The sequence below is a fragment of the Rufibacter ruber genome (assembly GCF_001647275.1).
GTDB lineage: Bacteria > Bacteroidota > Bacteroidia > Cytophagales > Hymenobacteraceae > Nibribacter > Nibribacter ruber_C.
This window is the reverse complement of the sequence record NZ_LRMM01000022.1, coordinates 46,696-70,724: the sequence shown is the minus strand read 5'-3', so window position 1 is coordinate 70,724 and position 24,029 is coordinate 46,696. Positions and strand designations below refer to the sequence as shown.

17 protein-coding genes and 1 pseudogene are annotated in these 24,029 nt (G+C 52.9%); 4 read left to right on the top strand and 14 right to left on the bottom strand.

What is annotated here, in order from left to right; genetic code table 11:
• Nucleotides 1–28: 28 nt before the first annotated feature.
• Both A8O25_RS10620 and A8O25_RS10615 read left to right on the top strand, forming a co-directional pair.
• Nucleotides 29–1,234, top strand: a complete 1,206-nt coding sequence (locus A8O25_RS10620; RefSeq protein WP_066834559.1) for a C40 family peptidase — start codon at nt 29–31, stop codon at nt 1,232–1,234.
• 103 nt (nt 1,235–1,337) lie between these two features.
• Nucleotides 1,338–2,828 carry a glycosyl hydrolase family 18 protein gene (locus tag A8O25_RS10615; protein WP_066834557.1) on the top strand — a complete coding sequence of 497 codons (1,491 nt, stop codon included), beginning with the start codon at nt 1,338–1,340 and terminating at the stop codon, nt 2,826–2,828.
• A 125-nt stretch (nt 2,829–2,953) separates the two neighbouring features.
• Here the strand turns inward: A8O25_RS10615 and A8O25_RS10610 are convergent, their stop codons facing one another.
• The gene (locus A8O25_RS10610; RefSeq protein ID WP_066834555.1) at nt 2,954–4,330 is read right to left on the bottom strand and encodes a D-alanyl-D-alanine carboxypeptidase; all 1,377 of its coding nucleotides are present in this window, start codon (nt 4,328–4,330) and stop codon (nt 2,954–2,956) included.
• 203 nt (nt 4,331–4,533) lie between these two features.
• Here A8O25_RS10610 and A8O25_RS10605 point away from each other — a divergent pair, with 203 nt between their 5' ends.
• Both A8O25_RS10605 and A8O25_RS10600 read left to right on the top strand, forming a co-directional pair.
• Nucleotides 4,534–5,589: a S66 peptidase family protein gene (locus A8O25_RS10605; protein WP_066834549.1), complete on the top strand. Its 1,056-nt coding sequence runs from the start codon at nt 4,534–4,536 to the stop codon at nt 5,587–5,589.
• 82 nt (nt 5,590–5,671) lie between these two features.
• Nucleotides 5,672–8,722 carry a serine hydrolase domain-containing protein gene (locus A8O25_RS10600; RefSeq protein ID WP_066834583.1) on the top strand — a complete coding sequence of 1,017 codons (3,051 nt, stop codon included), beginning with the start codon at nt 5,672–5,674 and terminating at the stop codon, nt 8,720–8,722.
• 566 nt (nt 8,723–9,288) lie between these two features.
• Here A8O25_RS10600 and A8O25_RS10590 read toward each other — a convergent pair.
• The 13 genes and pseudogenes from A8O25_RS10590 to A8O25_RS10525 all read right to left on the bottom strand — a co-directional run bounded on the left by A8O25_RS10590 (nt 9,289) and on the right by A8O25_RS10525 (nt 23,910).
• Nucleotides 9,289–9,900 (bottom strand): carboxypeptidase-like regulatory domain-containing protein, encoded by a 612-nt coding sequence (locus A8O25_RS10590; RefSeq protein ID WP_066834540.1) that lies wholly within the window; start codon nt 9,898–9,900, stop codon nt 9,289–9,291.
• Between the two features lie 47 nt (nt 9,901–9,947).
• Nucleotides 9,948–10,841 (bottom strand): carboxypeptidase-like regulatory domain-containing protein, encoded by an 894-nt coding sequence (locus A8O25_RS10585; protein WP_066834538.1) that lies wholly within the window; start codon nt 10,839–10,841, stop codon nt 9,948–9,950.
• Between the two features lie 359 nt (nt 10,842–11,200).
• A complete protein-coding gene (locus A8O25_RS10580; RefSeq protein WP_066834532.1) occupies nt 11,201–12,307 on the bottom strand; it encodes a DUF3616 domain-containing protein in 1,107 nt (368 codons plus the stop codon).
• Between the two features lie 447 nt (nt 12,308–12,754).
• A complete protein-coding gene (locus A8O25_RS10575; RefSeq protein ID WP_066834531.1) occupies nt 12,755–13,861 on the bottom strand; it encodes an efflux RND transporter periplasmic adaptor subunit in 1,107 nt (368 codons plus the stop codon).
• Between the two features lie 289 nt (nt 13,862–14,150).
• Nucleotides 14,151–15,401, bottom strand: coding sequence for an ABC transporter permease (locus tag A8O25_RS10570; protein WP_066834529.1), 1,251 nt, complete (start codon nt 15,399–15,401; stop codon nt 14,151–14,153).
• Between the two features lie 197 nt (nt 15,402–15,598).
• Nucleotides 15,599–16,843: an ABC transporter permease gene (locus tag A8O25_RS10565; protein ID WP_066834527.1), complete on the bottom strand. Its 1,245-nt coding sequence runs from the start codon at nt 16,841–16,843 to the stop codon at nt 15,599–15,601.
• 11 nt (nt 16,844–16,854) lie between these two features.
• Nucleotides 16,855–17,574 (bottom strand): annotated as a pseudogene (locus A8O25_RS10560) (ABC transporter ATP-binding protein).
• A gap of 1,467 nt (nt 17,575–19,041) precedes the next feature.
• The gene (locus A8O25_RS10555; RefSeq protein WP_066834521.1) at nt 19,042–20,361 is read right to left on the bottom strand and encodes a sensor histidine kinase; all 1,320 of its coding nucleotides are present in this window, start codon (nt 20,359–20,361) and stop codon (nt 19,042–19,044) included.
• Between the two features lie 177 nt (nt 20,362–20,538).
• The gene (locus A8O25_RS10550) at nt 20,539–21,213 is read right to left on the bottom strand and encodes a response regulator transcription factor (RefSeq protein WP_066834520.1); all 675 of its coding nucleotides are present in this window, start codon (nt 21,211–21,213) and stop codon (nt 20,539–20,541) included.
• A gap of 24 nt (nt 21,214–21,237) precedes the next feature.
• Complete coding sequence (locus A8O25_RS10545; RefSeq protein ID WP_153042701.1) at nt 21,238–22,110, bottom strand: hypothetical protein; 873 nt, start codon at nt 22,108–22,110, stop codon at nt 21,238–21,240.
• Between the two features lie 130 nt (nt 22,111–22,240).
• A complete protein-coding gene (locus A8O25_RS10540) occupies nt 22,241–22,996 on the bottom strand; it encodes a hypothetical protein (RefSeq protein ID WP_066834518.1) in 756 nt (251 codons plus the stop codon).
• A gap of 303 nt (nt 22,997–23,299) precedes the next feature.
• The gene (locus A8O25_RS10530; RefSeq protein ID WP_066834515.1) at nt 23,300–23,605 is read right to left on the bottom strand and encodes a hypothetical protein; all 306 of its coding nucleotides are present in this window, start codon (nt 23,603–23,605) and stop codon (nt 23,300–23,302) included.
• Nucleotides 23,590–23,910 (bottom strand): hypothetical protein, encoded by a 321-nt coding sequence (locus A8O25_RS10525; RefSeq protein WP_153042700.1) that lies wholly within the window; start codon nt 23,908–23,910, stop codon nt 23,590–23,592. The genes A8O25_RS10530 and A8O25_RS10525 overlap by 16 nt, the downstream gene beginning before the upstream one ends.
• Nucleotides 23,911–24,029 lie beyond the last annotated feature (119 nt).

Below are 24,029 nucleotides of genomic sequence, written 5' to 3'. Positions count from 1 at the left end.
CTATATTTCGGCTTCAGACTTGACAGACATGATAAAGAATTCTCTCCCCCTCCTTTTGTTCGCGGGGTTTCTGGCCGCCTGCTCCAGCAGCAAGCCAGCCCCTGAAGTGGCAGCCGTGCAAAGGGTGTCGGCTACGGCGCCCTCGGCCTTTACCCCGCACCTTGAAGCCGTTAGGCAGCAGTTTGCCCCAGATAAGCGGGTGGCGCTGTTTAAGGTGAGTGCCAATGGCTCGGCACTGGTAGGGGAAACCAACATGCCCGCGGCCAAAACGGCTCTGCTGGATAGGCTCAAGGCGGCGGGAATCTCTTACCAGGACAGTATTCAGGTGCTGCCAGAGGCGGCGTTGGAGGGCAAGACCCAGGCGGTGGTGACGTTGTCTGTGGCCAACCTACGGTCTGAGCCGGGGCACCCGGCAGAGCTGGCCACGCAGGCCACCCTGGGAACCCCCTTGAAAGTCTGGAAGTACCAGCGGGGCTGGTACCTGGTGCAAACCCCAGACCACTACCTTGCCTGGGTTGACGGCAGCGGGATCAAAACCATGGACGCCCCCACCTTTGCCCAGTGGCAGCAGGGCGAAAAGCTTCTGTACACCAACCCCTACGGCTTTGCCTATGCGCAGCCAGACCAGAAGGGAGCCACGGTGTCTGACCTGGTGTATGGTGATGTGATGGTGCTGAAGAAACAGGGCAAAGGCTTTTACGAAGTAGAGTTCCCAGACGGCCGCACTGCGTTTGTGGCATGGGGGGAGGCCGAAAAATATGCCCAATGGGCCGCTACCCGCCAACCCACCGAGCAAAACCTGGTGGAGACGTCTAAAAAGCTGCTGGGTCTGCCCTATCTGTGGGGTGGTACTTCCTTTAAAGGCGTAGACTGCAGCGGGTTCACCAAGACGGTGTATTTTATGAATGGACTGGTGCTGCCCCGTGATGCAAGCCAGCAGGTGCACGTGGGGGAACCGGTAGATACCAAAGACGGCTTCCAGAACATGAAGCCCGGCGATTTACTCTTTTTTGGCACCCCGGCCAAAGACGGGAAGCCGGAGCGGGTGGTGCACGTGGGCATGTGGATAGGCAACAACGAATTCATTCACTCTGCCGGGCGTGTGCGCATCAGTAGCATGGACCCGGCCGCCCCTAACTTTGATGAGCCTGAGCGTAAACGGTTTCTGCGGGCTAAACGGGTACCGCCGCAGGCAACTTTGCTGGATTTGAGAACAGCGGCCCTCTATCAATAGGTTTATTAATTTTTTTTAATTACTTTAACACTGCGGCAGAGCCAGGTAAACAATCCTGGTCTGCCGCAGTGTTTTTTGTTTCCCCCTTTTTATTCTTCTGCCCATGAAAAAAATCTACTTTCTGTTTCTTTACACAAGCCTTTGTAGTCTGGCCTTTTCTGCTCAAGCCCAGTCTACGCATGAAGAGGAGCTTAACCGGTATCGGCACCTCAACTTTGCCACAGATGCTGAGTATGACCAGGCTCTTGGCCGTGACCCTGAGGTGTTGCGCAAAGCAAAGAAAACGCAAAACCAGCGCCGAACAGGCGACCCCCTGAGCAAAAAAGTATTTGGCTGGCACCCTTACTGGCAAGGGGAGATGTGGAATACCTATGATTTCAGTAATTTGCATACCATTGCCTGGTTTTCTTATGAGGTGAATCCTAGTACGGGGGAGTACAGCACCATAAGAAGCTGGAACACAACAGGCTTAATCCAGGCCGCCCATTCTGCCGGCGTGAAGGTAGTGCTAACGGTGACCAACTTCGGCGAAGCCAATAATGCCGCTCTCCTCAACAAAGCCACCAGCAGGGAAACCCTCATCAGCACCCTTATTTCTTTGGTTAAGTCCCGTGGTGGCGACGGGGTAAATATTGATTTTGAATTTGTGGCTGCCGCAGAGCGGAATGCCCTCACCAGTTTCATGAATACTTTGGCAGACAGATTTCATGCGGAGATACCGGGATCAAGGGTTTCCATTGCCCTGCCAGCGTCGTTCAGCAGCACCAATGCCTTTGATGTGGCGGCCATGACGCAGGTAGATGATTTCCTGATCATGGGCTATGACTACTGGTATGCAGGTTCCCCTACGGCGGGCCCTGTTGCGCCTTTAGGGCCCAGCGGTTGGGATTACTGGGGACCGTCCCAAAACTTGACAAGGTCTGTAGATAATTATTTAACCCAACTCCCGGCTGCCAAGGTATTGCTGGCGTTGCCTTTTTACGGCAGAAGGTGGGCCACTGAGAGTGATGTGGTAGGGGCTGCCTCTAAAACCCAGAACAGCAAAGTGGCGTCAGAATCTGTTACCTATGCTACTGCCAAACAAGAATTAGCAACAAAAGGATATGTTAGGAAATGGAATTCACAGGGTTCAGTGCCTTATTATATTTATCAGGAGAACAATCAATGGTTTCAGACCTATTATGATGATGTAGAAAGTCTGGGTTTAAAATTAGATTTAATCAATTCCAAAGGCTTGGCCGGCATGGGAATCTGGGCGTTGGGCTATGATAAGCCAAGTGTTAACCCTGAAGTAAATGCCCTCCTCAGAGCCAAGTTTCCGCCTGCCGCCCTGGCTGCCGGTGATGAGCTGGAGACAGACAGCCAGCCAGTTGCCTACCCTAACCCCGTGGCCCGTGGCCAGAAAATGTTCTTAGGGAAAACTGTGGCCGGTACTCAGTTGTTTCTCAGTGATGCCGTGGGAAGAACTTATCCTGCCCCTGTGGTAGGTGGTGACGGCTCTTTGACCACCCAGCAGCTTGCTGGCGGACTTTACTTTTTAACAATAAGTTCTCCCCGGGGCACCACCACGCACCGGGTGGTAGTGGTAGAATAGGTGACATACGCGTCATAAAAAAAGCCTCGCTTACCTGTACGGGTGGCGAGGCTTTTTAGTACTGTTCCTGTTTTTGCTGTTTTCCAGAAAACAGCCCAAAAACAGGAATGCTCAAAAGACCAGGGCTAGTATTTCTCGTGCACTTCGGTCATGATACGCACCATTTCGTTTCTGATGTCTCCGGAGGAAACCCTGAAGTTGTTGTTCATGAAACTGTACAGGAGCATTTTGCCGCTTTTGGTAATAATGTAGCCGCTTTGGTTGTGCACGTGCGCCAGCGTTCCTGACTTGCCAAAGACAAAGGGCGGCTCTGCTTTGTAGATGTTCCTGAAAGTACCGGGCCTGCCTCCGGTGGCCATTAAAGGCAGCAGGCGGTCTGTGGGGCGTTCCTGCTGGAGTTTCTGTAAAAGCGCAATGATGCTGCGGGGGGTAAACATGTTCATGCTGGACAGCCCTGAGCCGTCTACCCAAACCGGGGCGTCTGGCAGATCAGCCAGATATGTTTTCACCACATGGCGTATCGCTCTTTCAATAGAGATGGTGTCAGACAGGGTACCGGAGCAAAGGGCCATGAGCTGCTCGGCAAAAAGGTTGTCACTCACCTGCAGCATGCGCTTGTACACAGAATCAGACGGCAGGCCATAGAAGGTTTGTGCACCAGTTGGCAAGCGTCTGTTCTTAAGGTATGTCACCTTTTTTTTGAGGGTATCGGTTAAAAGCCGGACAGTTACCTCTGGCGAGGGAATGAAGGGAACCTCCACGGAGAAATCTGCCGGTGCATGTTTGGGAAAATAAACAAACTCATTGGTGCGCCATGCCCGTACAAATGCATCTCCATGCGGGTAGCGGGCGGTATCTGTCTTCAGCAGGGGCTTGAACAGTGAAGGGGTGGTAGAATAGGGAACGGCGGCTCCCCCTTTCCGGGTAAACTTGACCACGTTGCCGTGAATAGGAAAAGGGCTGCGCTCCGGCTGGTAGTAGTAGTTGTAATCGTCCCAGCCCCAGTTGTTGGCAAAGGGAGTACTGGTCATGGGGGCCTCAATGTAATATAGCTTCTCTTTCCGGTTTTTCAGGAAGTCATAGGCAACATTGTTTTTAAGGTCCATATGGGTGAAGGTGGGGTCACCGGTGCCCCAGAAGAGAAGCGAATCACCGCGCACCACGTATTTGAGTGCCGGAATGGAGTCCCCCAGCATTTTAAGGCAGGCATAGAAGGTGAAGAGCTTGGTGTTAGAAGCGGGCACAAAATATTTATCGGCATTGTGCTCCACTACCATTTTACCCAATGCCGGGTCATACAAGGCAAAGCCTACAAACCGGTTTTTACCCATCTCAGACTCCAGCACCTGCTGCTTTATCACCTCAGGGCCATAGGGCGGTGGGGAAGGAGGAGTGGGGGCTGTAGCGACTGGAGGTTGTTTGGCCGCGCTGCAGGCCACCAGGAACAGGAGAACAAGGCAGGGGAGTAGCCGCCAGAGACGGCGCAGGAACAAGGTTTGCATAGTGAGTGAGCTGGATGGAAATGACTAGGTAAAGGTTAAGTGATCATTGGGAGCACCGTCAAAAATAGAAGAAATCAGCAAGTTTTTAATTTTAATAAGGAAAAGAAGCGGTTATTGCTAAAAAGTATAAAAAATCACCGCATGACCCAGGCAAACCTATTATTTTAACAGCCAAATTCGCCCTGGCATTTACACATCAAACCATGACCCTCCTTTCACGCCGCCGCCTGCTCGCCACTTTGTCCCTGGCCACTGCCGGGTTTCCGTTGCTTGGCTTCTCTGCAGTGCCTGTGCCAGAAAAAGGGCACAAAGCGCTTCTCCCCCCTAAATTGAAAGCCGGGGATACCGTGGGCTTAATCTGTCCGGCCGGGGCTGCTTTCAGTAAAGAAACGGTGCAGGTGACCAAAGAGTCGCTGGAGGCGCTGGGGTTGAATGTGAAACTGGGCAACCACGTGTTTGACCGCCACGGGTACCTCGCGGGCACTGACCAGGCGCGCGCCGAAGATGTGAACGCTATGTTCGCCGATAAAAGCGTACAGGGCATTCTGGCCATTCACGGGGGCTGGGGCTGCGCCCGATTGCTCCCCCTGCTGGATTACAAGATGATCCAGAAGAATCCCAAGGTGCTGATAGGGTATTCAGACATTACGGCGTTGTTAGTGGCTATTTATGCCAAGACGGGGCTGGTGACTTTTCATGGTCCGGTGGGGGCGGCCACATGGAACCAATTCACAGTAGATTCTTTTAAACAAGTACTCTTTGAAGGCGGGGCCACTACTTTTCAGAACCCTGTTGAAAGGGGAGACAACCTCACCGTTACCAAAGACCGCATCACCACCCTTACCCCCGGTACCGCCAGAGGCAGGCTGGTGGGGGGCAACCTAACGGTCCTGACCGCTATCATAGGGTCTGCCTATTTGCCAGACTGGAAAGACAAGATCCTCTTTCTGGAAGATACCAACGAGAACGTGTACCGCGTTGACCGCATGCTCACGCAGTTAAAGCTGGCAGGGGTGCTGGACCAGGTGAAAGGGGTGGTGTTTGGCAAATGCTCTGACTGTGGCCCCGGCAACGGCGGCTATGGTTCCCTCACGTTAGAGGAGGTGCTGGAGCAGCATTTACAGCCGTTACACGTGCCTGCCTTCTCAGGGGCCATGATTGGGCACATCACCCACAAATTTACCGTGCCGGTGGGGGCCGAGGCTGAAATAGACGCCACTGCCGGTACCATAAGGCTGCTGCAGGGGGCGGTGGTGTAGCCTGTTCCTGCCTTGGCCTGTTTTTTGCAAAAAAAAGTAAGACTTTAGCTCATTCTCACATACTTCCTAACTCTTGATTACTTTGAAAAAATACCGTTTACCCTCCCTCCTCCTGTTACTCGTATTCCTGGTAGGTGCACTGAGCCTGCAGGGGCAGACCAGAGCCAAGAAAGCAGCTAAACCCGCGGCCAAGAAAACGGCGGTTGCCGCTTTTAACCCCAAGACAGACCCCCCGTTCCTGAACGCCAAACAGAAATGGGTAGACTCAGTCTTCAAATCCCTCACCCCGGAAGAGCGCATTGCCCAGCTCATCATGATACCGGTGTACTCCAACAAGAACCAGGCGCACATAGACTCCATCAGCAAGCTGATCACTACCTACAAAGTAGGTGGGTTGATCTTCTTTCAGGGAGGGCCGGTGCGGCAGGCTAACATGACCAACCGCTACCAGCGCGAAAGCAAAGTGCCCCTTATGATCTCAATTGACGGCGAGTGGGGGCTGGCCATGCGGCTGGACAGCACGGTGCGGTTCCCGTACCAGATGGCGCTGGGGGGCATTCAGGATGAGAAGCTGATCTATGACATGGGCGCAGAGATTGCCCGCCACTGCCGCCGCATGGGCATACATGTGAACTTTGCCCCGGTGGTAGACGTGAACAACAACGCCAATAACCCTGTTATTGGGTTCCGCTCCTTCGGCGAAGACAAATACAATGTAACCAGTAAGTCTATCGCCTACATGAAAGGCATGCAAGACAACAAGGTGCTGGCCAATGCCAAGCACTTTCCCGGGCACGGTGACACCAATGTAGATTCACATTACGGCCTGCCGGTGATCCATTTCTCCAAACTTCGGCTTGACTCAGTAGAGCTACACCCGTTCCGGGAGCTCATGAAAAACGGCTTAGGCAGCTTAATGGTGGCGCACATGAACATACCCGTACTGGACAACACCAAAGACCTGGCTTCTACGCTGTCAAAGCCCATTGTCATGGACCTGCTCAAGAAGGAGATGGGCTTTAAAGGATTGGTGTTTACAGACGCCCTGAACATGCAGGGAGTAGCCAAATTCTACGCTCCCGGTATTGTAGATGTGAAGGCCCTGCTGGCGGGGAATGACATGCTCTTGAATACCATGGACGTGAAGACCACCATTGAAGAAGTTAAAAAGGCCATTAAGAACAAAGAAATCACGCAGGAAGAGGTAGATGCCCGTTGCCGGAAAGTGTTGGCCGCCAAACAATGGATGGGGCTGGACAACTGGAAACCCATTGAGACCAAAAGCCTGATTGAAGACCTGAACAACCCGTACGCCACGTACCTGAACCGCCAGTTAACAGAAGCATCTTTAACCCTGCTGCGCAACAAGGGGAACATCCTTCCGCTGAAGGCCCTGGATACGTTAAAAGTGGCGGCTCTGGCCATGGGCACACACCTGGAGACTGATTTCCAGCGCAGTCTGGCCAAATACACCAAGGTAGACAATTTCTTCCTTTCTCCTACCAGCTCCATTGCCGAACTACAACTCCTGAAAGAGCAGCTGAAAGAATACAATGTGGTGATAGTGGGCGTGCACAAACTGCAGTTGAAAGCGTCTGGCAGCGGTACGTTTGGGATTACCGCCGAAATGAACTTGTTCATGAAAGACCTGATCCGGTCTAAACCCACCCTGGTGAGTGTCTTTGGCAACGTGTACAGCCTGAACCGGTTTGAAGACATTGAAAAAGCCCATGGCGTGTTGGCCACCTATCAGGAAAACGAACTGACACAGGATGTGGCGGCGCAGATTATTTTTGGAGGGGTAGGGGCCAAAGGCAAGCTGCCGGTGAACGTATCCAGCTTCTTCCGGATCAATGACGGCCTCACGACCGAAGGCGGACTGCGCTTTGCCTATACCCAGCCAGAGGCGGTGGGGCTTACCTCCCAGGATTTTGCCCAGATAGACACGTTGGTGCAACAGGCCATTAGGGCCAGAGCCACCCCCGGTGCGCAGGTGCTGGTGGCCAAGAACGGCAAGATCATTTACAGCAAGGCATTTGGCTACCATACCTATGAGAACCAGGTGCCGGTGAAAAACACAGATTTGTATGACCTGGCCTCGGTGACCAAAATCACCACTTCGTTGGCCGCCCTGATGAAGTTGAGCGGCGAAGGCCGATTTGATGTGGACCGTACCCTAGGCGAATACCTGCCCATGATGAAAGGCTCCAACAAAGAGAACCTGCGCTACCGCGATATTCTGACCCACCAGGCCCGCCTCAAGTCCTGGATTCCGTTCTGGAAAGAGGAAGTGAAGAAAAATGGCGAGTTGAAAGGCAGTGTGTTCAGCGCTGACTCGTCGGCGAAGTTCCCTACCAAGGTGGCGCAGAACCTGTACATCAGAAAAGACTTCTCTGAGGAAATTTACAAGCAGATCAAGGAGTCACCGTTGAACGAGAAGCCGGGCTATGTGTACAGTGACCTGTCTTTTATTCTGGCTCCTAAAGTGGTGGAGAACATCACCGGGCAGGAGTTTGAAACCTATTTGAAGGAGAATATCTACAAGCCGCTTGGGGCCACAACGTTAACATTTAACCCCTACAAGCAGTACCCGCTGAGCCGCATTGTGCCCACTGAGATTGATACCCTGTTCAGAAAGCAACTGCTGCACGGCACGGTGCATGATGAGGGAGCGGCCATGCTGGGCGGAGTGAGCGGCCACGCCGGGTTGTTCGGCAACGCCAATGATCTGGCCAAAGTGATGCAAATGTACCTGCAAGACGGCCAGTACGCCGGCAGACGCTACATTGCTGACAAGACCGTGAGCACGTTCAGCAAATGCCAGTTCTGCCCTAACAACTACCGCGCCCTTGGGTTTGACCGTCCGTCAAAACCTGGTTCTGAGAACGGGAACGCCGCCAAAGGCGCCCCAGCAGAGAGTTTCGGGCATACGGGTTTCACCGGTATCTACAGCTGGGTGGATCCGGTGAACCAGATTGTGTACATCTTCCTGTCTAACCGCGTGCACCCCACCCGCGAGAGCTCAGTGCTGAGCAAACTCAATACCCGCACCAACGTGATGCAGGTGGTATATGATGCCATGGAGAAAGCCAAAGGCAGACCGGTGGCCAGCCCGCTGGAAAGCAAACTGTAGGTTAGATTCACGCAAAACAGAAAAGGCCGCTCTAAGTAAGAGCGGCCTTTTCTGTTTTCGGCCTGTTTTCAGGCAATACTTCGGACAATTCTAAAAGGCAAAAAGAGGCTTTAGAGGCTATAAATGGGGTTTAAGTAATTAAATGGCTGTTAGGTATTTCCCAAAAGGGAGAAAAACCATTGGATGCTAAACCTGTATATGCCCTCAAACGCTACAAACGCACTTTTTCTACTCATCTAAACTGTCCGAAGTATTGCAAGAAAACAGGCCGAAAATAGACCGAAAACAAGTTTAATCACTCAACGTGAGTTGGAACATAGTACCTTTTACTGATTTATTATTTAGCCATTTGTTACTCCACTTACCCTGGCGGTACACCCAAGTGACATTTTCATTCCCGTTTAACCGCCTGGCATTGATGGAAGGTTCAAAGGAAGTAGCTGTAGTCTTTTTATGAGTTCCTTGCGAAACTACTATGTGTTCATTCTTATTCTCATCAATGAGAAGCCATTCAAAGGCGATGAAAAGCCCAGATTCAGGAACTAGCAAGTTGTACTGGCTTACATCTAATTGTACAGATTTATACCTGCCTTTTGGGCATAGCCAATCAAAGGAGTGGTCAGAAGGTCTTTCCCTGGTTCACCATTTCCTTCTACCTTAAAGATTCTAATCTGATATTTGGCATTGTTGATATCACTTGAAACGGTAAAAGCAATTTCCTCAAGAAATGGAGTCGCCTCAAAAATTGGGTTGTAGGCTAAGTGGTTTGCCACAATCCAGGGGCCTCCAATAGTGCCATAGCTGTGGGAAACTTTACTTCTCTTGAAACTATTTACCACCAGCTTATTGCGCCGCTTACTCTTCTTTACCACCACCTCTTGCAAGGCAATGGCTGAAGGTTGCAACTGTACCTTCATCCGCAAAGCGGAAATGGGAAAACGGCCCCTCTCATACCCAAGGCTTGACACTACCAGGGTTTTGCCAACGGCAGAGGAGTCAGCAAAGGAAAAGGTGCCTTCCTCTGTGGAGGTGGCGCCCTGGTTCTCATTCTCTACCCAGATATTGGCGTAGGTGACCGGTTTTCCAGTGGTTTTATCCGTAACAGCTCCTTTAATTTGAGCAGTTACCCAATGCCCCAGCAGGAGCAGACACAGCAGGAGGGGGAGAAGCCTTCTCATGGACGCGTTTTTGGCTTGTTTTCAGAAAAAGAGGTCAAAAACAGAAATTAATCGCTCAGCGTGAGCTGGAAGTGCGGTTTAGCCAGGGAGATGGCCTCGGCCTCGCTCACGTTAGTGCTCAGCCACTGGCCTTTGTCATAGATCCAGCCGTTGTGCGCCTTGTCTGACGGTTTGTAGCTGCGCACGCTAGGCTCATAGGAGACAGAGCTGGAAGCAAACGGAAGGCCTGTTTCCGGATCAGTGTTCTGGTACCTGTTCCTGGGGATGATGAGCCACTCAAACGCTACAAAGACGCCTTTGGGCGGCAACTGCAGGTTGTACTGGCTCAGATCCAGTTTCACGGTTTTAATGCCCTTGGGCGCCACGGCCAGCAGCGGCACCGGAAGCAGGTCCTGTCCCGGCTTTCCATCTTCGGTGACCTGCAGGAGGCGCATTTTAAAGCTGGCGTTCTTGATGTTGCTGGAGGTTACCAGGGCTATCTCATCCAGAAAAGGCGTGGCGGTATAGGTAGGCTGATTCGGGAAATACTGCGCCACCATCCAGGGCACGCCGTTGCTGCCAAAGGTAAACTCAGTGTTGGCATCCAGTCTGTTCAGGATTCGCTTCTGCCGCCTGGTGTTTTTCCGGACCGTTACCTCCTGCAAAGAAATGGCGGCGGGCGTGAGTTCCACCCTCAGGTAATTGCCCACCACGCTGACCCGGCGGCGCTCATAGCCCAGACAGGAGATGATCAGCGTTTTATCCTTAGGGAGAACAGACGGGAAAAGAAATTCCCCTTTCTCATTGCCGGTGGTACCCAGATTCTCATTCTCCACCCAGATGTTGGCATAGGGCACCGGCTTCTTGGTGGCCTTGTCTACCACCAGGCCTTTGGTCTGCGCAAAGCCGGTTCCGGCCACAGCCAGAAGGAGACAAAGCAGGAGAAATGCTTTTTTGTTCATGCCGCGGAAAATTGGGTTAAAAGCGTTTCGGGGCTGTTTTTTCAAAAACAGCCCCGAAACAGGTAAGCGTGAAGAGGGAAATCTCTATGGTAACGCTGCCTGGGAAAAGATATTGAGACTGTATTCCTAAATTTCTTACGGTAGCCTATTCAATTAATAATTACAGGTTGCGATTTGCAACGTGAACTTACCCAGCGTAAAGAAGTACCCACTCCTGCCCCTCCAAGAAGGGGAATTTTCCCTCACTGCAGTGCTCCCTCCTGAGAGGGGTGGGGGTAAGTTCAAGGGCTTTGGTAAGTTGCAACCTGGGGTAAAAAAATGGCAGACAGAAGTATCTCTAAGAGGAGCTTTCACCTGTCTTACCCAACCCTGTACACGTCTGCCACCACCACATCATCTTCTGGTTTTCTTATGGCCGATGGGCTGTCATAGACAATGATAATGTGTTGGTCATCATAAACCCCCAGCCCTTCGGCTTTGTCTTGGCCGCTGGTCACACCGCTGCCGTACGGTACGTCAAAGAGGCGCTCCAGGTCCTTGCGGTGCACCAGCTGTTCTTCCCCCTGTGTCTGGGCCATGGCATTCCGCCACCTGAAAACAGAAATCACCCCGTCCAGATCCATAGTAGGCCCGGCCAGTAGGTAGAGGTCGTTCCCGTTGATGCGAAGTTCCCGCACCCCCATGCCGTTCATGTGCAGGAAATGCTTTTTGTAGAGCAGTCCGTCTTGGGTGAGGGGGGCCAATTGCAGCGCGGTGCCGTCTTCCGTTTCTTGCAGCCTAATCTCCAGCACCATGGCCCAGCCCCGCAATACCGGACCGCGTAGCCCTAGGAAAATCCGGTCCTCATGCAGGGCAAGCCCCTCAATGTCAAAGCCGTTGTCTTTGCCCGGAATAGGTAAAAAGTGGGCTAAGTGCAGATCATGGGCAATCGCATCCATCAACTGGTTGCTTTTGTCTGAGCCAAGCAGCTGGGCGGCGCGCAACGTTTTGGAGGGGTCCTGCGGGTCAGGGCACTCTCGGCAGAGGCTGTACTCGCCCGTTTCAGGGTGGTGCACCAGCGGGATGCGGGCAATCAGGTAGCGGTTGGGGTCTGAGGTGACCTTGGCCAGCCGCTTGATCTGCTTGGCCACAGGGTCTTCCTTGCGGGGCTTCTTGCGCTTAAGGCTATGCGAGCCCACGAGCCAAAGATAGCCTTCTGCCATACCTAACCCTTCAATATCAATCTCTGAGTTGTTCCCGTCTGGCAGGTCCAGGTACTGGGTCAGGTCAAAACTCACGTGTTCGGCAAAGGTGTGCTCACCCGTTTTCTTCAGGCGCTCCAGCGTGGTGCGCTCATCACAGCTTACCCAGAGATAATCGCCGGTGTGAAGTACCGTGGAGAGGCCGTCCCGTACGTGTTTGCCGTCTGCGTTGGTGCTTAGTTCTGGGTTGAACCTCAGTTCAAGGAGGGCAGATAAATTCTTCATAGTCTGGTTTGGTTAGGCGCACGCGCCGAAGGAAGATACGCGTTTTTGGCTTGTTTTGCCGAAAACAGGCCAAAAACAGGAAAGGCAGCCAACGGCTGCCTTTCCTGTTTGATATAAACGGCGTAATCTGCCATCAAGGAACCCAAGTAGGATTTGCCAGTGCTTTTGAACCCACCCCTACCTTTCCAAGGAGGGGAAATTTTCCTCTAATGTAGAATTCCCCTCTTGGAGGGGTGGGTAATACTTTGCGCACGATATATCTCACTTTATAACTGCCACTTGAGTATAGTAAGTAGACAAAGTAAACAATACATTTTGTCATCTTGAAAGGATCTCGGGGGCAAGGTAAGATAGCAATTAGAAGGAGCTACTACCGTTCGCCCCCGAGATCCTTTCAGGAGGACAGAGGGGGGAATCAAAGTCGGGCTGTCTAAGTACTTTATTTACTTACGACTGCTTGTCAGGCGCTGCGGCTTCTACCACTTTCACTTTGTCTTCGGCCTTGAGGCCGTCAACCACCTGAATGTTGATACCGTCTGACAAGCCGGTTTTCACCATGCGTTTCTGGAACTGCTGCGGGCCAACTTCCACCTCCACATACACGCTGTCTTTGCTCTTCTTCCCGAACTGCAGTAACCCTTCCTTGATGGCCAGCACGTTCTCTTTCTGGTCCAGCACAATATCGGCGTTGGCGCTGTAGCCCGCCCGCAGGAAGTCTCCCGGTTGCAGGAGCACCTGCGCCTTCACCTGAAACTTCACGGCACCTTCCTCCAGCACGCCCTTCGGGGCGATGTACTCCAGCTTGGCCTTGAAGACTTTGTTCTCAATGGCGCCAATGGTGAGGTTCAGGTCCATGCCTTCACGCAGTTTGCCCACCTCAGACTCATCAATCTTGCCTTCAAAGATCAGGCTCTTCATGTCGGCCACGGCCGCGATGGTGGTGCCCTCATTGAAGTTGTTGCGTTCAATCACCGAGGCGCCCACTTTCACAGGCACGTCCAGAATCATACCGTCTACGGTAGAGAAAATTACGTTAGAACCGCCGGTGCGCTTAGAGGTGCCTGACTTCACCAGCTGGCGGTTGTTCTCAGCAGAGGTCAGGTCTTCTTTGCGCAGGTTATAGTCCAGCACGAAGCGGTTGTATTCCTGCTCTGCGATCACTTTCTGCTCAAACAGTTGCCGCTGGCGCTCCATTTCACGCTTGGCCTGCTCAAAAGCGATCTTGGCCGTCTGAACGGCGGTCTCAGCCTGGTTCACGCTCACCATGTTGGGTACAATCCTGATTTTGGCAATCTTCTGCCCCGCCTTCACGGTCTGGCCCGCCTCCACATACAGTTCCTCCACAATACCCGACACCTGCGGCTTGATCTGAATCTCCTTGCGCGGCACAATAGAACCCGTGGCCACGGTTTTCTTCACAATATTGGTGACGAATGGTTTTTCAGTCTGGTATACCACCGGGTCAGTGGTAGATTTCTTGTAGAAGTAGTTTCCAATCCAGACGCTGCCGGCCAGGAACAGGACAATGAACAAACCAAGAATTACTTTTTTCATGACAGAATGGGTGTGATATTGACTTTGCTTTTTATGTTTTGCGTTTTTTCGGCCTGTTTTCCTGAAAATAGGCCGAAAACAGCTTTTCTATTTGTTTGAACCTTTTCTGCCGCAAGTTTAGCGCTAGCGTAACTTGTGGCTTAACATGAGGCCAGTTTGTAACTGGCGTGGTACCTCTGCTAACCTTAGCAAGGTGAATACTTGCTTTCTAAATGCTCCAAGTTACCGCTGCACTCAAACTTGAAGCAGAGTCAGTTCCTTACAGGAGGCCAGCGCCTGAGGCTAAATTCTATTCGTCCTTCAGGGCCACCACCGGGTTCACGCGGGCAGCTTTGGTGGCAGGAATTAATCCGGCAATTGCGCCCATCACCACCAGCAGGGCCACGGCCATAAAACCTACTTTGGGGTCTACTTCGGGGTTGGAGAACATGGCACCTTCGGCGTTAAACTTCACCATGAGGTAATCAATCAAGGCAATGAGTCCCGTGCCGGCCAGCAGACCCAGATACCCGGCCAGTGCGGTGATCACCACAGACTCCTGCAGAATCAGGCTGATCACCGACCAAGGCGTGGCGCCCAACGCTTTTCTGATGCCAATCTCTTTGGTGCGCTCTTTCACCACAATGAGCATGATGTTGCCCACGCCAATGACCCCGGCTATGATGGTGCCAATGCTCACGAGCCAGCTGAAACCTGCAATGCCCGCAAAGAGCCCCTGTACCTCTTCAAACTCCTTCTCCACGTTGGCAGACCCGAAGGCTTTCAGATCATTGGGCGCCACCTGGTGCCGCTGCGCCAGCAGCGCTTTCACTTTGTCTTCCACCACCACAGAGGCCACACCCGGCGCCGGAATCAATTTGTAGTGCCCTACGCGGTTCTGCTGGTTGAACGTCTGCTGCAGCGTGGAGTGCGGAATGTAAATGGTCTGCGCGCTCTGCACAATGTCTTCGCCTTTGCCTACCGGCTGAAAAATGCCCACCACCTGAAAATGGCTGCCTTTGATGTTGATGTACTTGCCCAGCGGGTCTTCGTCTTTCTTGAATAGCACCTCCTGCGCCCTAGGGCCGATGATGCAGATCTTGCGTTTTTCCTCAATATCCAGCTTGTTCAGAAACCTGCCTTTGGCAATGGTGAGCGGCTCTACGTAGGGCAGTTCGGGGTATTCGCCGTTCACCGTGAAAGACGAGTTTTTGTCTAGTCGGCTCACCGTGAAGGTGCCCCACAGTTGGCTGCTGGGGGAGATGATGCCCACCTCGGGGATCTGGTTCCGGATGGCCTCTGTGTCTTCATTGGTGAGGTAAATGTAGCGCCCAGGCTGCATGCCCATGTACGGCACGCTGGTACGCTGCGTCCAGACGAAGATGGCGTTCTTGGCCACGTTGAAATCTTTCATCACGCCGTTTTCCAGCCCTTTGCCCGCGCCCAGCAGGAGCACCAGCATGAAGATGCCCCAGAACACACCAAACGCCGTGAGGCCCGTGCGCAGCTTGTGCTTCTTCACGGTAGCGTAAATCTCTGACCATTTGTCAATGTCAATCATGTATTGTTAGTCTTGAGTTCTGAGTCCAGAGTCCTGAGTCACTTATTTCTTTTTTTCGGCTATGGCCGATATTCTGTTTTTGCCTTGTTTTTAGAAAAACAGGCCAAAAACAGAAGCTGTTTTTCCAGGCTTTAGCCAGGGTTGTTCTCCCTTTCTTACCCAATTCATAATTCCTAATTCCCCATTCCTAATTAACATCAGTCTGCCCTGAGGGCTTCAATGGGTTTGATGCGGGCGGCTTTCATGGCGGGGAACAACCCGGCAATGGCCCCCGCCAATACCAATAGAACAGTGGCCGAAACCGCCACCCCCAAATGCACCTCGGGATTGGAAAAAAACGGAAGCTCTGCGCCAGAAGCCTCCAACCCATACCGCATGAGGTCCAGCAGCCCAACCCCGGCCAGCAGACCTAAATAGCCTGAAAGAGCAGTAATTAAAATGGATTCCTGTAAGATGAGGCTGATGATGGAGAAGGGGGTGGCGCCCAGTGCTTTTCTGACCCCGATTTCGCGGGTGCGCTCCTTTACAATGATGAGCATGATGTTGCTGACACCCACAATACCGGCAATCAAGGTGCCAATGCCCACCACCCACACAAACAGGCTGATGCCGTTGAACAGCCCCATTAACTGATCATATTCCTTCTCATTGTTGTTGATATCCAGTGCCTGGGCGTCTTCTGGCGAGAACTTGTGGCGCTGCGCCAGAATAGTCTTTACTTTCTCCTCAATGACTTCGGCTTTAACGCCAGGCTTGGCCACCATGCCCATGAGCTGGACCTGGTTGGGCTGGTTGTAGGCTACCTGCAACGTATTGAAAGGAATGTATGCTCTTTCTTCGCGGCGGCCGCTGTTGTTGCCTTTCACGGTGAACACCCCCACCACTTTGAAGTGAATGCCTCTGATATTGACATATTCGCCAATGCCGGGGGCGTCTTTGAACAGTACCTTGCGCACAGCCTCGCCAATGATGACCACCTTGCGTTTGTCAGTGATGTCTTTCTCGTTCAGGAGCCGACCAGTTTTCACGTTCTCGCCGTTCATCTCCAGAAAGTCTGGCGTAGTCCCGAAGACCTGGTAAGAGCCGTTCTCTGTCTTGTAGTTGATGGTGTATTCGCCCCACAGGCGGTTACGCGGGGAGATGATCTGCACCTGCGGCACCTCGCGGGCAATGGTGGCCAGGTCTTCATTGGTCAACTGAATCTGTCGGCCGGGGCCGAGGCCTTGGTGAGCGACCGCTGTTTTAGCGCCAGAGAAGAAAATGCTGTTCTTGGCGCCGTCTCCAAACCGGTTGAACACCCCGTTTTGCAGCCCTTGCCCGGCCCCCAGCAGCAGCACCAGCATGAATATACCCCAGAACACCCCAAAGGCGGTCAGGAAGGTGCGGAGCTTGTTCTTCCGGATGGTGCCCAGGATCTCCTGCCATTTGTCTACATCAAACATAGCGGCGCGGGTTAAATTTGAGAATAGGCTACAGGTGTGAGAAAATCATCTACTTTGTTGCCTTGGCCGTCATCTACCACCACGCCGTCTTTGAGCCTGATCAGGCGCTGGGTCTGCTCGGCAATGTCGTTTTCATGTGTCACAATCACCACAGTCATGCCTTCGCGGTTCACTTCCTTGAAGATCTCCATGACCTCTGCCGTAGTTTTGGTATCCAGGGCGCCGGTGGGTTCATCGGCTAGGATCAGTTTGGGTTTGCTGATCAAGGCGCGGGCAATGGCCACCCGCTGCCGCTGCCCCCCTGACATTTCATTGGGCGAATGCTCGGCCTATTCCTTCAGCCCCACGCGGTCCAGGTATTCCATGGCCAGTTTGTTGCGTTCTTTGCGGCCCACTTTCTGGTAGTACAAGGGCAAGGCCACGTTTTCCATGGCGTTCTTGAAGGTGAGCAGGTTAAAGCTCTGGAACACGAAGCCCAGAAACTTGTTGCGGTAGTAGGCGGCCTTGGCCTGAGATAAGTTGTGGATGGGCGTTCCGGCCAAGGTATAAAGGCCCTTGTCATAGTCGTCCAGAATACCCAGAATGTTGAGCAGCGTAGACTTGCCGGAGCCCGAGGAACCCATGATGGACACCAGTTCACCCTCCTGAATTTGCAGGTTAATGCCCTTGAGCACGTGGAGCTTGTTGTGCGCCACCGCGTAGTATTTGTGGATGTCCTGGAGCTGTATCATATGTGTATAAACGATCATGGGGCAGCGCCTACTGCTTCGGTTCCCCTTGAAAGATGCGTCTTCCTTGCCTTTGGTTGCTTGGCCATGACGGCAAGTATAAGTTTTTTATAAATGCGAATTCGTTGTATGTCAGGGGAATATATAACCTCTGCCTCACATGGCGTGCTTCTCTGTTAAAATTTGTCGATGCTTTTCTGTTTTTCTTACAACTAAAAGCGGCAGTAAGCGTAAAGGCTGTCCTTTCTGGGTTAGGAGGAAGTTTTGATAGGAGGAGGAAGGGGGCGTTGGGTGCTTTGGGATAATAAGGTTGGTGCTACAGCGTAATTTTTGTTTTGTTCACTGTTGCCTTGGCTGCTGCAGGAAGCGGGGTCTGCTGCTGCAGTGGAAAAGTGTAGTTTGCTGTTCCCTTGGCTGCGGCGGGAAGGTGTAGTCTGTTGCTCCCCTGGCTCTCCCGCTTGCTCCAGTGCGAAATCCCATTGCTGTTGCATTGCCTCCGGTAAGCGCTCACGGCCGCGGGGCCCCGTCCTGGGGGTGAGCACTGCTGTTAAAACTAGGCCCTCCGGCCTTGCCGCTGAAGCGGCACCGTATTAACAGAGGCGCTCACCCCCAGGACTGGTTTAGGTTCCATTGCTGCTATTGCTTTTCTTGATGTAGATTGTTTGCAGGTTAGTGCTGTAGTTCCGCTAGCCTGTGGCGAGCCCGTGCTGCGCACATCAGCCGGTGGAATGGTTGATTGGCTGTTGCTTGCTGATTCGAATGGTTTCCCCTATCCCGCGCTGGCGTGAGTCTCCGGACTCGTGCCTACTGATGACGGGCGGTCTCCGGCTGCCCTCGCGGCGCGGCAGCGAGACCAGGCATAGCTGCTTCATTCGTGCTGAAGTACCTGAGATGAAAGAAAGGATTCAGAACTCAAGACTCAGAACTCAAGACTCACTTCGATACTCCCCCTTTGAAGGGGGCGAAGGGGGATGTTGACACAGGAGGACACGCATTCCTGATGTGCGTTCCCTTGGTGCCACATATAGTTGAGCCCTGCCTAGCATCGCGCTCTTCCAGATTTGCAATCCGGAAGCTGGTACACGGGGATTTGCAATCCCGCGGCGGCACGTATGATCTGCAGGCGCCGCGGATTGCACATCCCGGACAGCTGAGGGACTCGCATGGCAGAGGTACGGTCACCCGCCACTTGCCCCGCGCATGCCAGATACTCCCCTCCCGGGAGGGGGAGGGGTGGGTTCCACAGATGGCAGATCTCCTTGCAGCTCCCGGCGAGTCTGGAGACTCGCCCCATCCCGTGGCACGAGACAGGAGTCTCGCGCCAGTACGTTGTTTCAACCATCAGCAATTAACAATTGGCCATTAACCATCTGCAGTTCTTAAAAGACCTCGTAACGTCCAGAGGACCTGCGAGCGTCTGGTTCAAAAGCTGTTTTCGGGCTGTTTTTCCAAAAACAGGTCCAAAACAGCTTAGATTCGCTGGGGAAAGGTAAAGCAGAAGGTGGTGCCCTTGTCTAATTCTGACTGTACCGTTAAAGCTACCCCATGGAAACGGGCAATGGTCTGCACAATGGGAAGGCCCAAGCCGTGGCTTTCCCCGTCTGGGGCATGGAAACGTTTGAACCGGCTGAAGATGTGGGGGAGTTGGTCCTGGGCAATGCCAACACCGGTATCTGAAATGCAGAGCTGGTAACCTTTGGCAACGGCATTTCCGGCAACAGTAATGGTGCCAGAGGGTTTGTTGTATTTGATGGCGTTGTTGACCACGTTGAACAGCATGGTGAACAGAAGGGAGTGGTTGGCGGGGATGAACACAAAGTCGCCGGTGAGTTGTACCGAAAGGGAAATATCCTTCGCCTCCGCGCGCTCCTGAATTTCCTCTGCCACCTCATTTACCAGCTGCGGCACGTCTACCCGTTCGTTTTTCAGGTACTGCTCGTTCTCAATGCGGGAGATCAAAAGCAAAGCCTGTATGATGCTTTTTAGCCGGTGCAGGGTGCGCAGGTTGTCTACCAGTTTCACCAGCAAGGGCTCAGGCGTGTCCGGGTCAGCCAGCAGGTTTTCTAAACGGGTCTGTAGAATGGAAACCGGGGTAAGCAGCTCATGGCTCACATTGCCAATAAATTCCTTCTCCTTCTGGAACGCCTCCTGAATCTGCCCCATCATGTCATTGATGGTGTTGTTCAGGTACAGGAAGTCGTCTGTAGAAGTCTTCAGTTTCTTAGGTGTGAAGGTGGTGGGGTGTTCAATGCGCTGCAGCCGCTTGATGATGGTGGTGAGGGGCTGCAGCAGGATTTTGGAGAAGGCCAGGTCTACAAACACTGTGAGCAGGACCACGGCGAGCAAAAAATAGAGCGCGTAGTGCTGCAGGGCCTGGCTGTTGTCGCCAATGGTGGCCAGGGACCGGCCAATTTCCAGCAGGTACCGTTTTCCGCCCAGGTCAAAGGTGGAGGAAAGCACGCGGTACTCCACAATGTCATTCTCTACCTTTCGCAGGCTGTTCTCAATGGTGTTGTGCACCCTGCCTGAAGAGATCTCCTCCAAAGAAATAAACTCTTCCTTCAGGAGGTTGTAGGAGCCGTAGGCATCACCGGTTTCTTCAGTGATAAAAGAGTCAATGCCTTGTTCCTCTATAATCTGGTACATGCGGGCCTCTTTGTCCTGCAGGCGTACATCTGCGTTGTGCAGCGCCACCTGGTTGACCAAGGTGGGCAGCACCAGAATGAGCACCAGCAGGATAATGATTTTGGAGACCGCGCTGAAAACAGTCAGTTTGGCTTGTAACCGCATGGATCAATTAGAATAGGCGAGCAGGGAGCCGTGAAAGATATAGAATCTAAATTGAAAATCTGTTTTCGGGCTGTTTTTCAGAAAACAGCCCGAAAACAGAAATGGGGAGAAATGCGCCCTCTCTCTTCCAACGCACCTTTCCGGCAGATCTCCCCACTTCAGGCTTTTGTGACGTGGTTAGGTGGTGAGCCGGTAGCCTACCCCGCGCACGGTTTCCAGAAAATCAGTGGGCTCATAAACAGACAGCTTCTTTCGCAGGTTCTTCATGTGCACATCAATGTAGTTGGAGTCATAGTCATCTTCCAGGATATTGCCCCAGATGTGCTCTGTCAACTGTAGCCGGGTCAGGATGCGGTTCTTGTGCAGGAGGAGGTAGTGCAGCAGGTCAAATTCTTTTTTCGTGAGCAGTAGCTCGCTGCCGTGGTGGTGCACCCGTCTGGTGCTGCTGTCCAGCTCAAACCCGTGAAACTGCACAGTAGACGACTTCATCTTAAATTTACGGCGCACTACCGCCTGCATGCGGGCCTGCAGTTCCAGCAGGGAGAAGGGCTTGGGCAGGTAATCGTCGGCGCCTAAGCCCAGCCCCCTGATCCGGTCTTCCAGAGAACCGCGGGCGGTCAGCACAATCACCGCCGGGTCATGCTCCAGGCCTTTGGTTTCGGCCAGAAGGTCAAGGCCGTCATAGTCTGGTAAACCCAGGTCCAGCAGAATGAAATCATACAGGTTGACGGCAATTTTTTCTGAGGCTTCACGGCCGTTGGAGGCCCAGTCGCACTTGTAATGCTCCTTTGAGAGAAAGTGCACCAGCTCAGTGGCAAGGCCGGTCTCGTCTTCTACAATCAATACATGCATAGGGGGCGTGTTAAGTGAGGTAGGTTAAAAGGTGTAGCTCACATTCAGGGAGTAGAACGACTGCGGTTGAGACTCATCGCCCTCCAGTTTGTTCACGGGGTAGGAGTACCGGTACGTAGGCTCGAAATCAAAATTACCCAGGCTGAACACCACGGGTACGCTCACGGTATAGTTGAGTACCGTGAATCTGCGTTTGTTCTCAGTGGTGGTGGTGGTAGAGCCGTTGCCGGAGCCCGAGCCATTTTTCCCGTTTCCATTCCCTTTCCCGTTTCCGTTGGGCAAATTCCCCAAAATACCGTCTAAGGCGTCTTTCTTGTTTTGGGTGACCACGGTATAGGTTTCTGAGAATTGCTGGGTGCCGGCAATTACGCTGATTTTTGGGTCAAGCCCTACGGCCTTCTTCCCCTTCCAGAGCGGTTCCAGCGGAATGTAGCGGGAATTGTCCAGTACGGTGAAGAGGTCACTGCTGCCCCCAAACGTATAACTCACGGTAAGGCCAGAATACAGGTAGACCCAGTCATACTGGCCGGTGGCCGAAACCGCATTCTCAGTGACAGCCTGGATCAGGGGCGTGTTGGGCCCGAAGAAAAAACGGGTGTAGCTCAGGGTGCCGTCAAACCGCTCGCCTATCTTAAAGCTGTACCCGGCAGAGACATCTGTCTCATCAAACACATCTTCTGTTTTGAACAGCTGGTAAGACATGGCAGAGAGCCACAGCCCTGATGTATGGGTATACGTGAGGGACTGCGCCACATAAGGATAGTGGGTAGCGGTGTTTCGGCCATAAAAAGAAGCGTTGTTGGCCGTTTCCAGGCCTATGGTCCACCAGCCTTTCCTGGCGGGATCATCAGCTTTGGGGGCAGGCAACGTATTGTTTTGGGCTACGCTAACAGACACCCAAAAACAGCTTAGGAAAAAACAGAATCCAAGTACTTTCTTCATCTGCTGCGCGAATTACGTGGTACAATATGATGAATCCAGCCGTTTCACGGGGAGAAACGGCTGGAGGCTATGCTTCCTTTTAAGACTAATTTTTGCCAGCTTTCACGCCTACGCCTACTTTTAGCGGCTTAGCGGCTTTGACCGCTTTCACGGCGCCGCCGGTGGTTTTGGTAACCGTAGTGTTGGCTCCCTGCACGGCCCCGCGGGCAGCACCCCGCCCGGGGCGGGCAGCCGATCTGGGCACTTTTGCGGCGGCCTCAACGGGTACCTCGCCAGAGGCATCTACTTTCTCAGGTTTGCGCTGGCGCCTGGCACTGGCCACTTCTTTTACTTCCTGCCCTTTGTCTGCGCCTGTTTCTGCTACCTCTCTGGATACCGTGTTCACTGCTTTGCCATGGTTGTCCCCTTTCTCTTTAGAGGGTTCTTGTTCCGTGCGTGAAGATTTATCTTTCTTGCTTTTTCTGGGCCTTTCCTGATCCTGCGGCAGAACGTTCTCGGGTGTCTCAGTCAGGGCTGTGGCAGAAGCCTCCATCTCCGTCAGCGCCTCTTTCTGTTCTTTTCTTACCTGTTTCCCGTGCTCTTTCTTCTCTTTGGCCTCTTCTCTGAAGGCTTCACGTTCTGCTTTCCGTTCCTTTTGCCGGGCAAGGGCAATCTCCTGCGCATAAATGTGTTGCTTCTCTGGCTCAGCGGCGGCAGATGATGGGGTATGGGAGCGCCCTTGCGTGCCCGGCTGGTGGGCCAGGGTGGCTGGAGAGGCAAACGTAAGTAGGCCACTTGACGTCTGGGCGAAGGTGGCGGCGGCGGCTAAAAGGGCGGCGGCTAGTAAAGGTACCTTTTTCATAAGGCTAAACAATAAATGGGCGTGCTGGGAGTAAAGGTATGGAGGCAAGATGAAGACAAGATGAAGAAGCACTTCATTTGGCCTTTTTTTCTGACTTTTTTGGATTGTCTTCTTCTACCGGTGACAAGTGGTCATAGGCTGGCAGAAATTCTGTTTTCCCAATCCATACGCAGGATACGATACAGCGCAGAGGGTGTTCAGAAACAGACAGAGTAGCAGGTAGAATTTCATTGTTGGTAGGGGGAAAGTAAGGCATAAGATCAGCCGGTGCCCGCTGGGGGGGCCAGCTGATCTTAAGCCTGCTTAGTTTTTGCCTACTTTGAGGCCGGCTCCGGTACGCACTCCGGCTTTGGCTTTCACGGGTGCTGACCCCACATTGGTTTTTCTGGCAGTGGTTGGGGTCTGGCGTCTGGCCGACGATTTCACTTTCACGGTGGCGCCTGTCGCGGTTTCTGCTCTGGCCCCTCTTGCCGGTTTGTTTTCAGTAGCGACTTGTTTCACTGCCAGGCCTTTTTCCTTTCCGGTTGCAGTAGTGGTTTGGGCAGTGGTGCTCACCTGCTGGCCATGGGTATCTTTCTGTTCCCGTACCTGCTCTAGGCCGTCTTCCACGTTGGTTTTAGTCTCAGCCCGTTGTCTGGCAGCGGCTTCCTTGGCCTCTCTTTTCTCCGCTTTGTTTTTTTCCTGTTGTTCCTTGGCCGCCGCTCTTTTTGCCTGAGCGCGTTTTTAATTTCCTGTCCTTTTACTGAGCCGTCTTCAGAAGCCTGGCCAGCGACATTGGTTTTGGCGGTAGCGCTAACTGTCTGGCCGTGGGTGGCTTTGGCACTGGTTTCCTGTGAAACAGCAGTAGAGGTGGTTTGGGCGAAGGAGGTAGCGGCGGCAAAAAGGGCGGCAGCTAAAAAGGTCATCTTTTTCATATGTGTGAGGTGTTAATGATTGATTACTGAGCCAAAACTATGATGTCAAGATGAAGGGAAGATGAAGAACTGCTTTTGTTTAACTTTTTTTTAATTTTTCTCCGGAAGGCTGGAATACG

Coding starts and splice junctions, on each gene's coding strand:
- A8O25_RS10550 (WP_066834520.1), bottom strand. CDS start 21,213: ATGCATGTATTGATTGTAGAAGACGAGACCGGCCTTGCCACTGAGCTG.
- A8O25_RS10565 (WP_066834527.1), bottom strand. CDS start 16,843: ATGTTTGATGTAGACAAATGGCAGGAGATCCTGGGCACCATCCGGAAG.
- A8O25_RS10580 (WP_066834532.1), bottom strand. CDS start 12,307: ATGAAGAATTTATCTGCCCTCCTTGAACTGAGGTTCAACCCAGAACTA.
- A8O25_RS10570 (WP_066834529.1), bottom strand. CDS start 15,401: ATGATTGACATTGACAAATGGTCAGAGATTTACGCTACCGTGAAGAAG.
- A8O25_RS10605 (WP_066834549.1), top strand. CDS start 4,534: ATGACCCTCCTTTCACGCCGCCGCCTGCTCGCCACTTTGTCCCTGGCC.
- A8O25_RS10585 (WP_066834538.1), bottom strand. CDS start 10,841: ATGAACAAAAAAGCATTTCTCCTGCTTTGTCTCCTTCTGGCTGTGGCC.
- A8O25_RS10620 (WP_066834559.1), top strand. CDS start 29: ATGATAAAGAATTCTCTCCCCCTCCTTTTGTTCGCGGGGTTTCTGGCC.
- A8O25_RS10555 (WP_066834521.1), bottom strand. CDS start 20,361: ATGCGGTTACAAGCCAAACTGACTGTTTTCAGCGCGGTCTCCAAAATC.
- A8O25_RS10525 (WP_153042700.1), bottom strand. CDS start 23,910: ATGAAAAAGATGACCTTTTTAGCTGCCGCCCTTTTTGCCGCCGCTACC.
- A8O25_RS10590 (WP_066834540.1), bottom strand. CDS start 9,900: ATGAGAAGGCTTCTCCCCCTCCTGCTGTGTCTGCTCCTGCTGGGGCAT.
- A8O25_RS10610 (WP_066834555.1), bottom strand. CDS start 4,330: ATGCAAACCTTGTTCCTGCGCCGTCTCTGGCGGCTACTCCCCTGCCTT.
- A8O25_RS10615 (WP_066834557.1), top strand. CDS start 1,338: ATGAAAAAAATCTACTTTCTGTTTCTTTACACAAGCCTTTGTAGTCTG.
- A8O25_RS10575 (WP_066834531.1), bottom strand. CDS start 13,861: ATGAAAAAAGTAATTCTTGGTTTGTTCATTGTCCTGTTCCTGGCCGGC.
- A8O25_RS10540 (WP_066834518.1), bottom strand. CDS start 22,996: ATGAAAAAGGTACCTTTACTAGCCGCCGCCCTTTTAGCCGCCGCCGCC.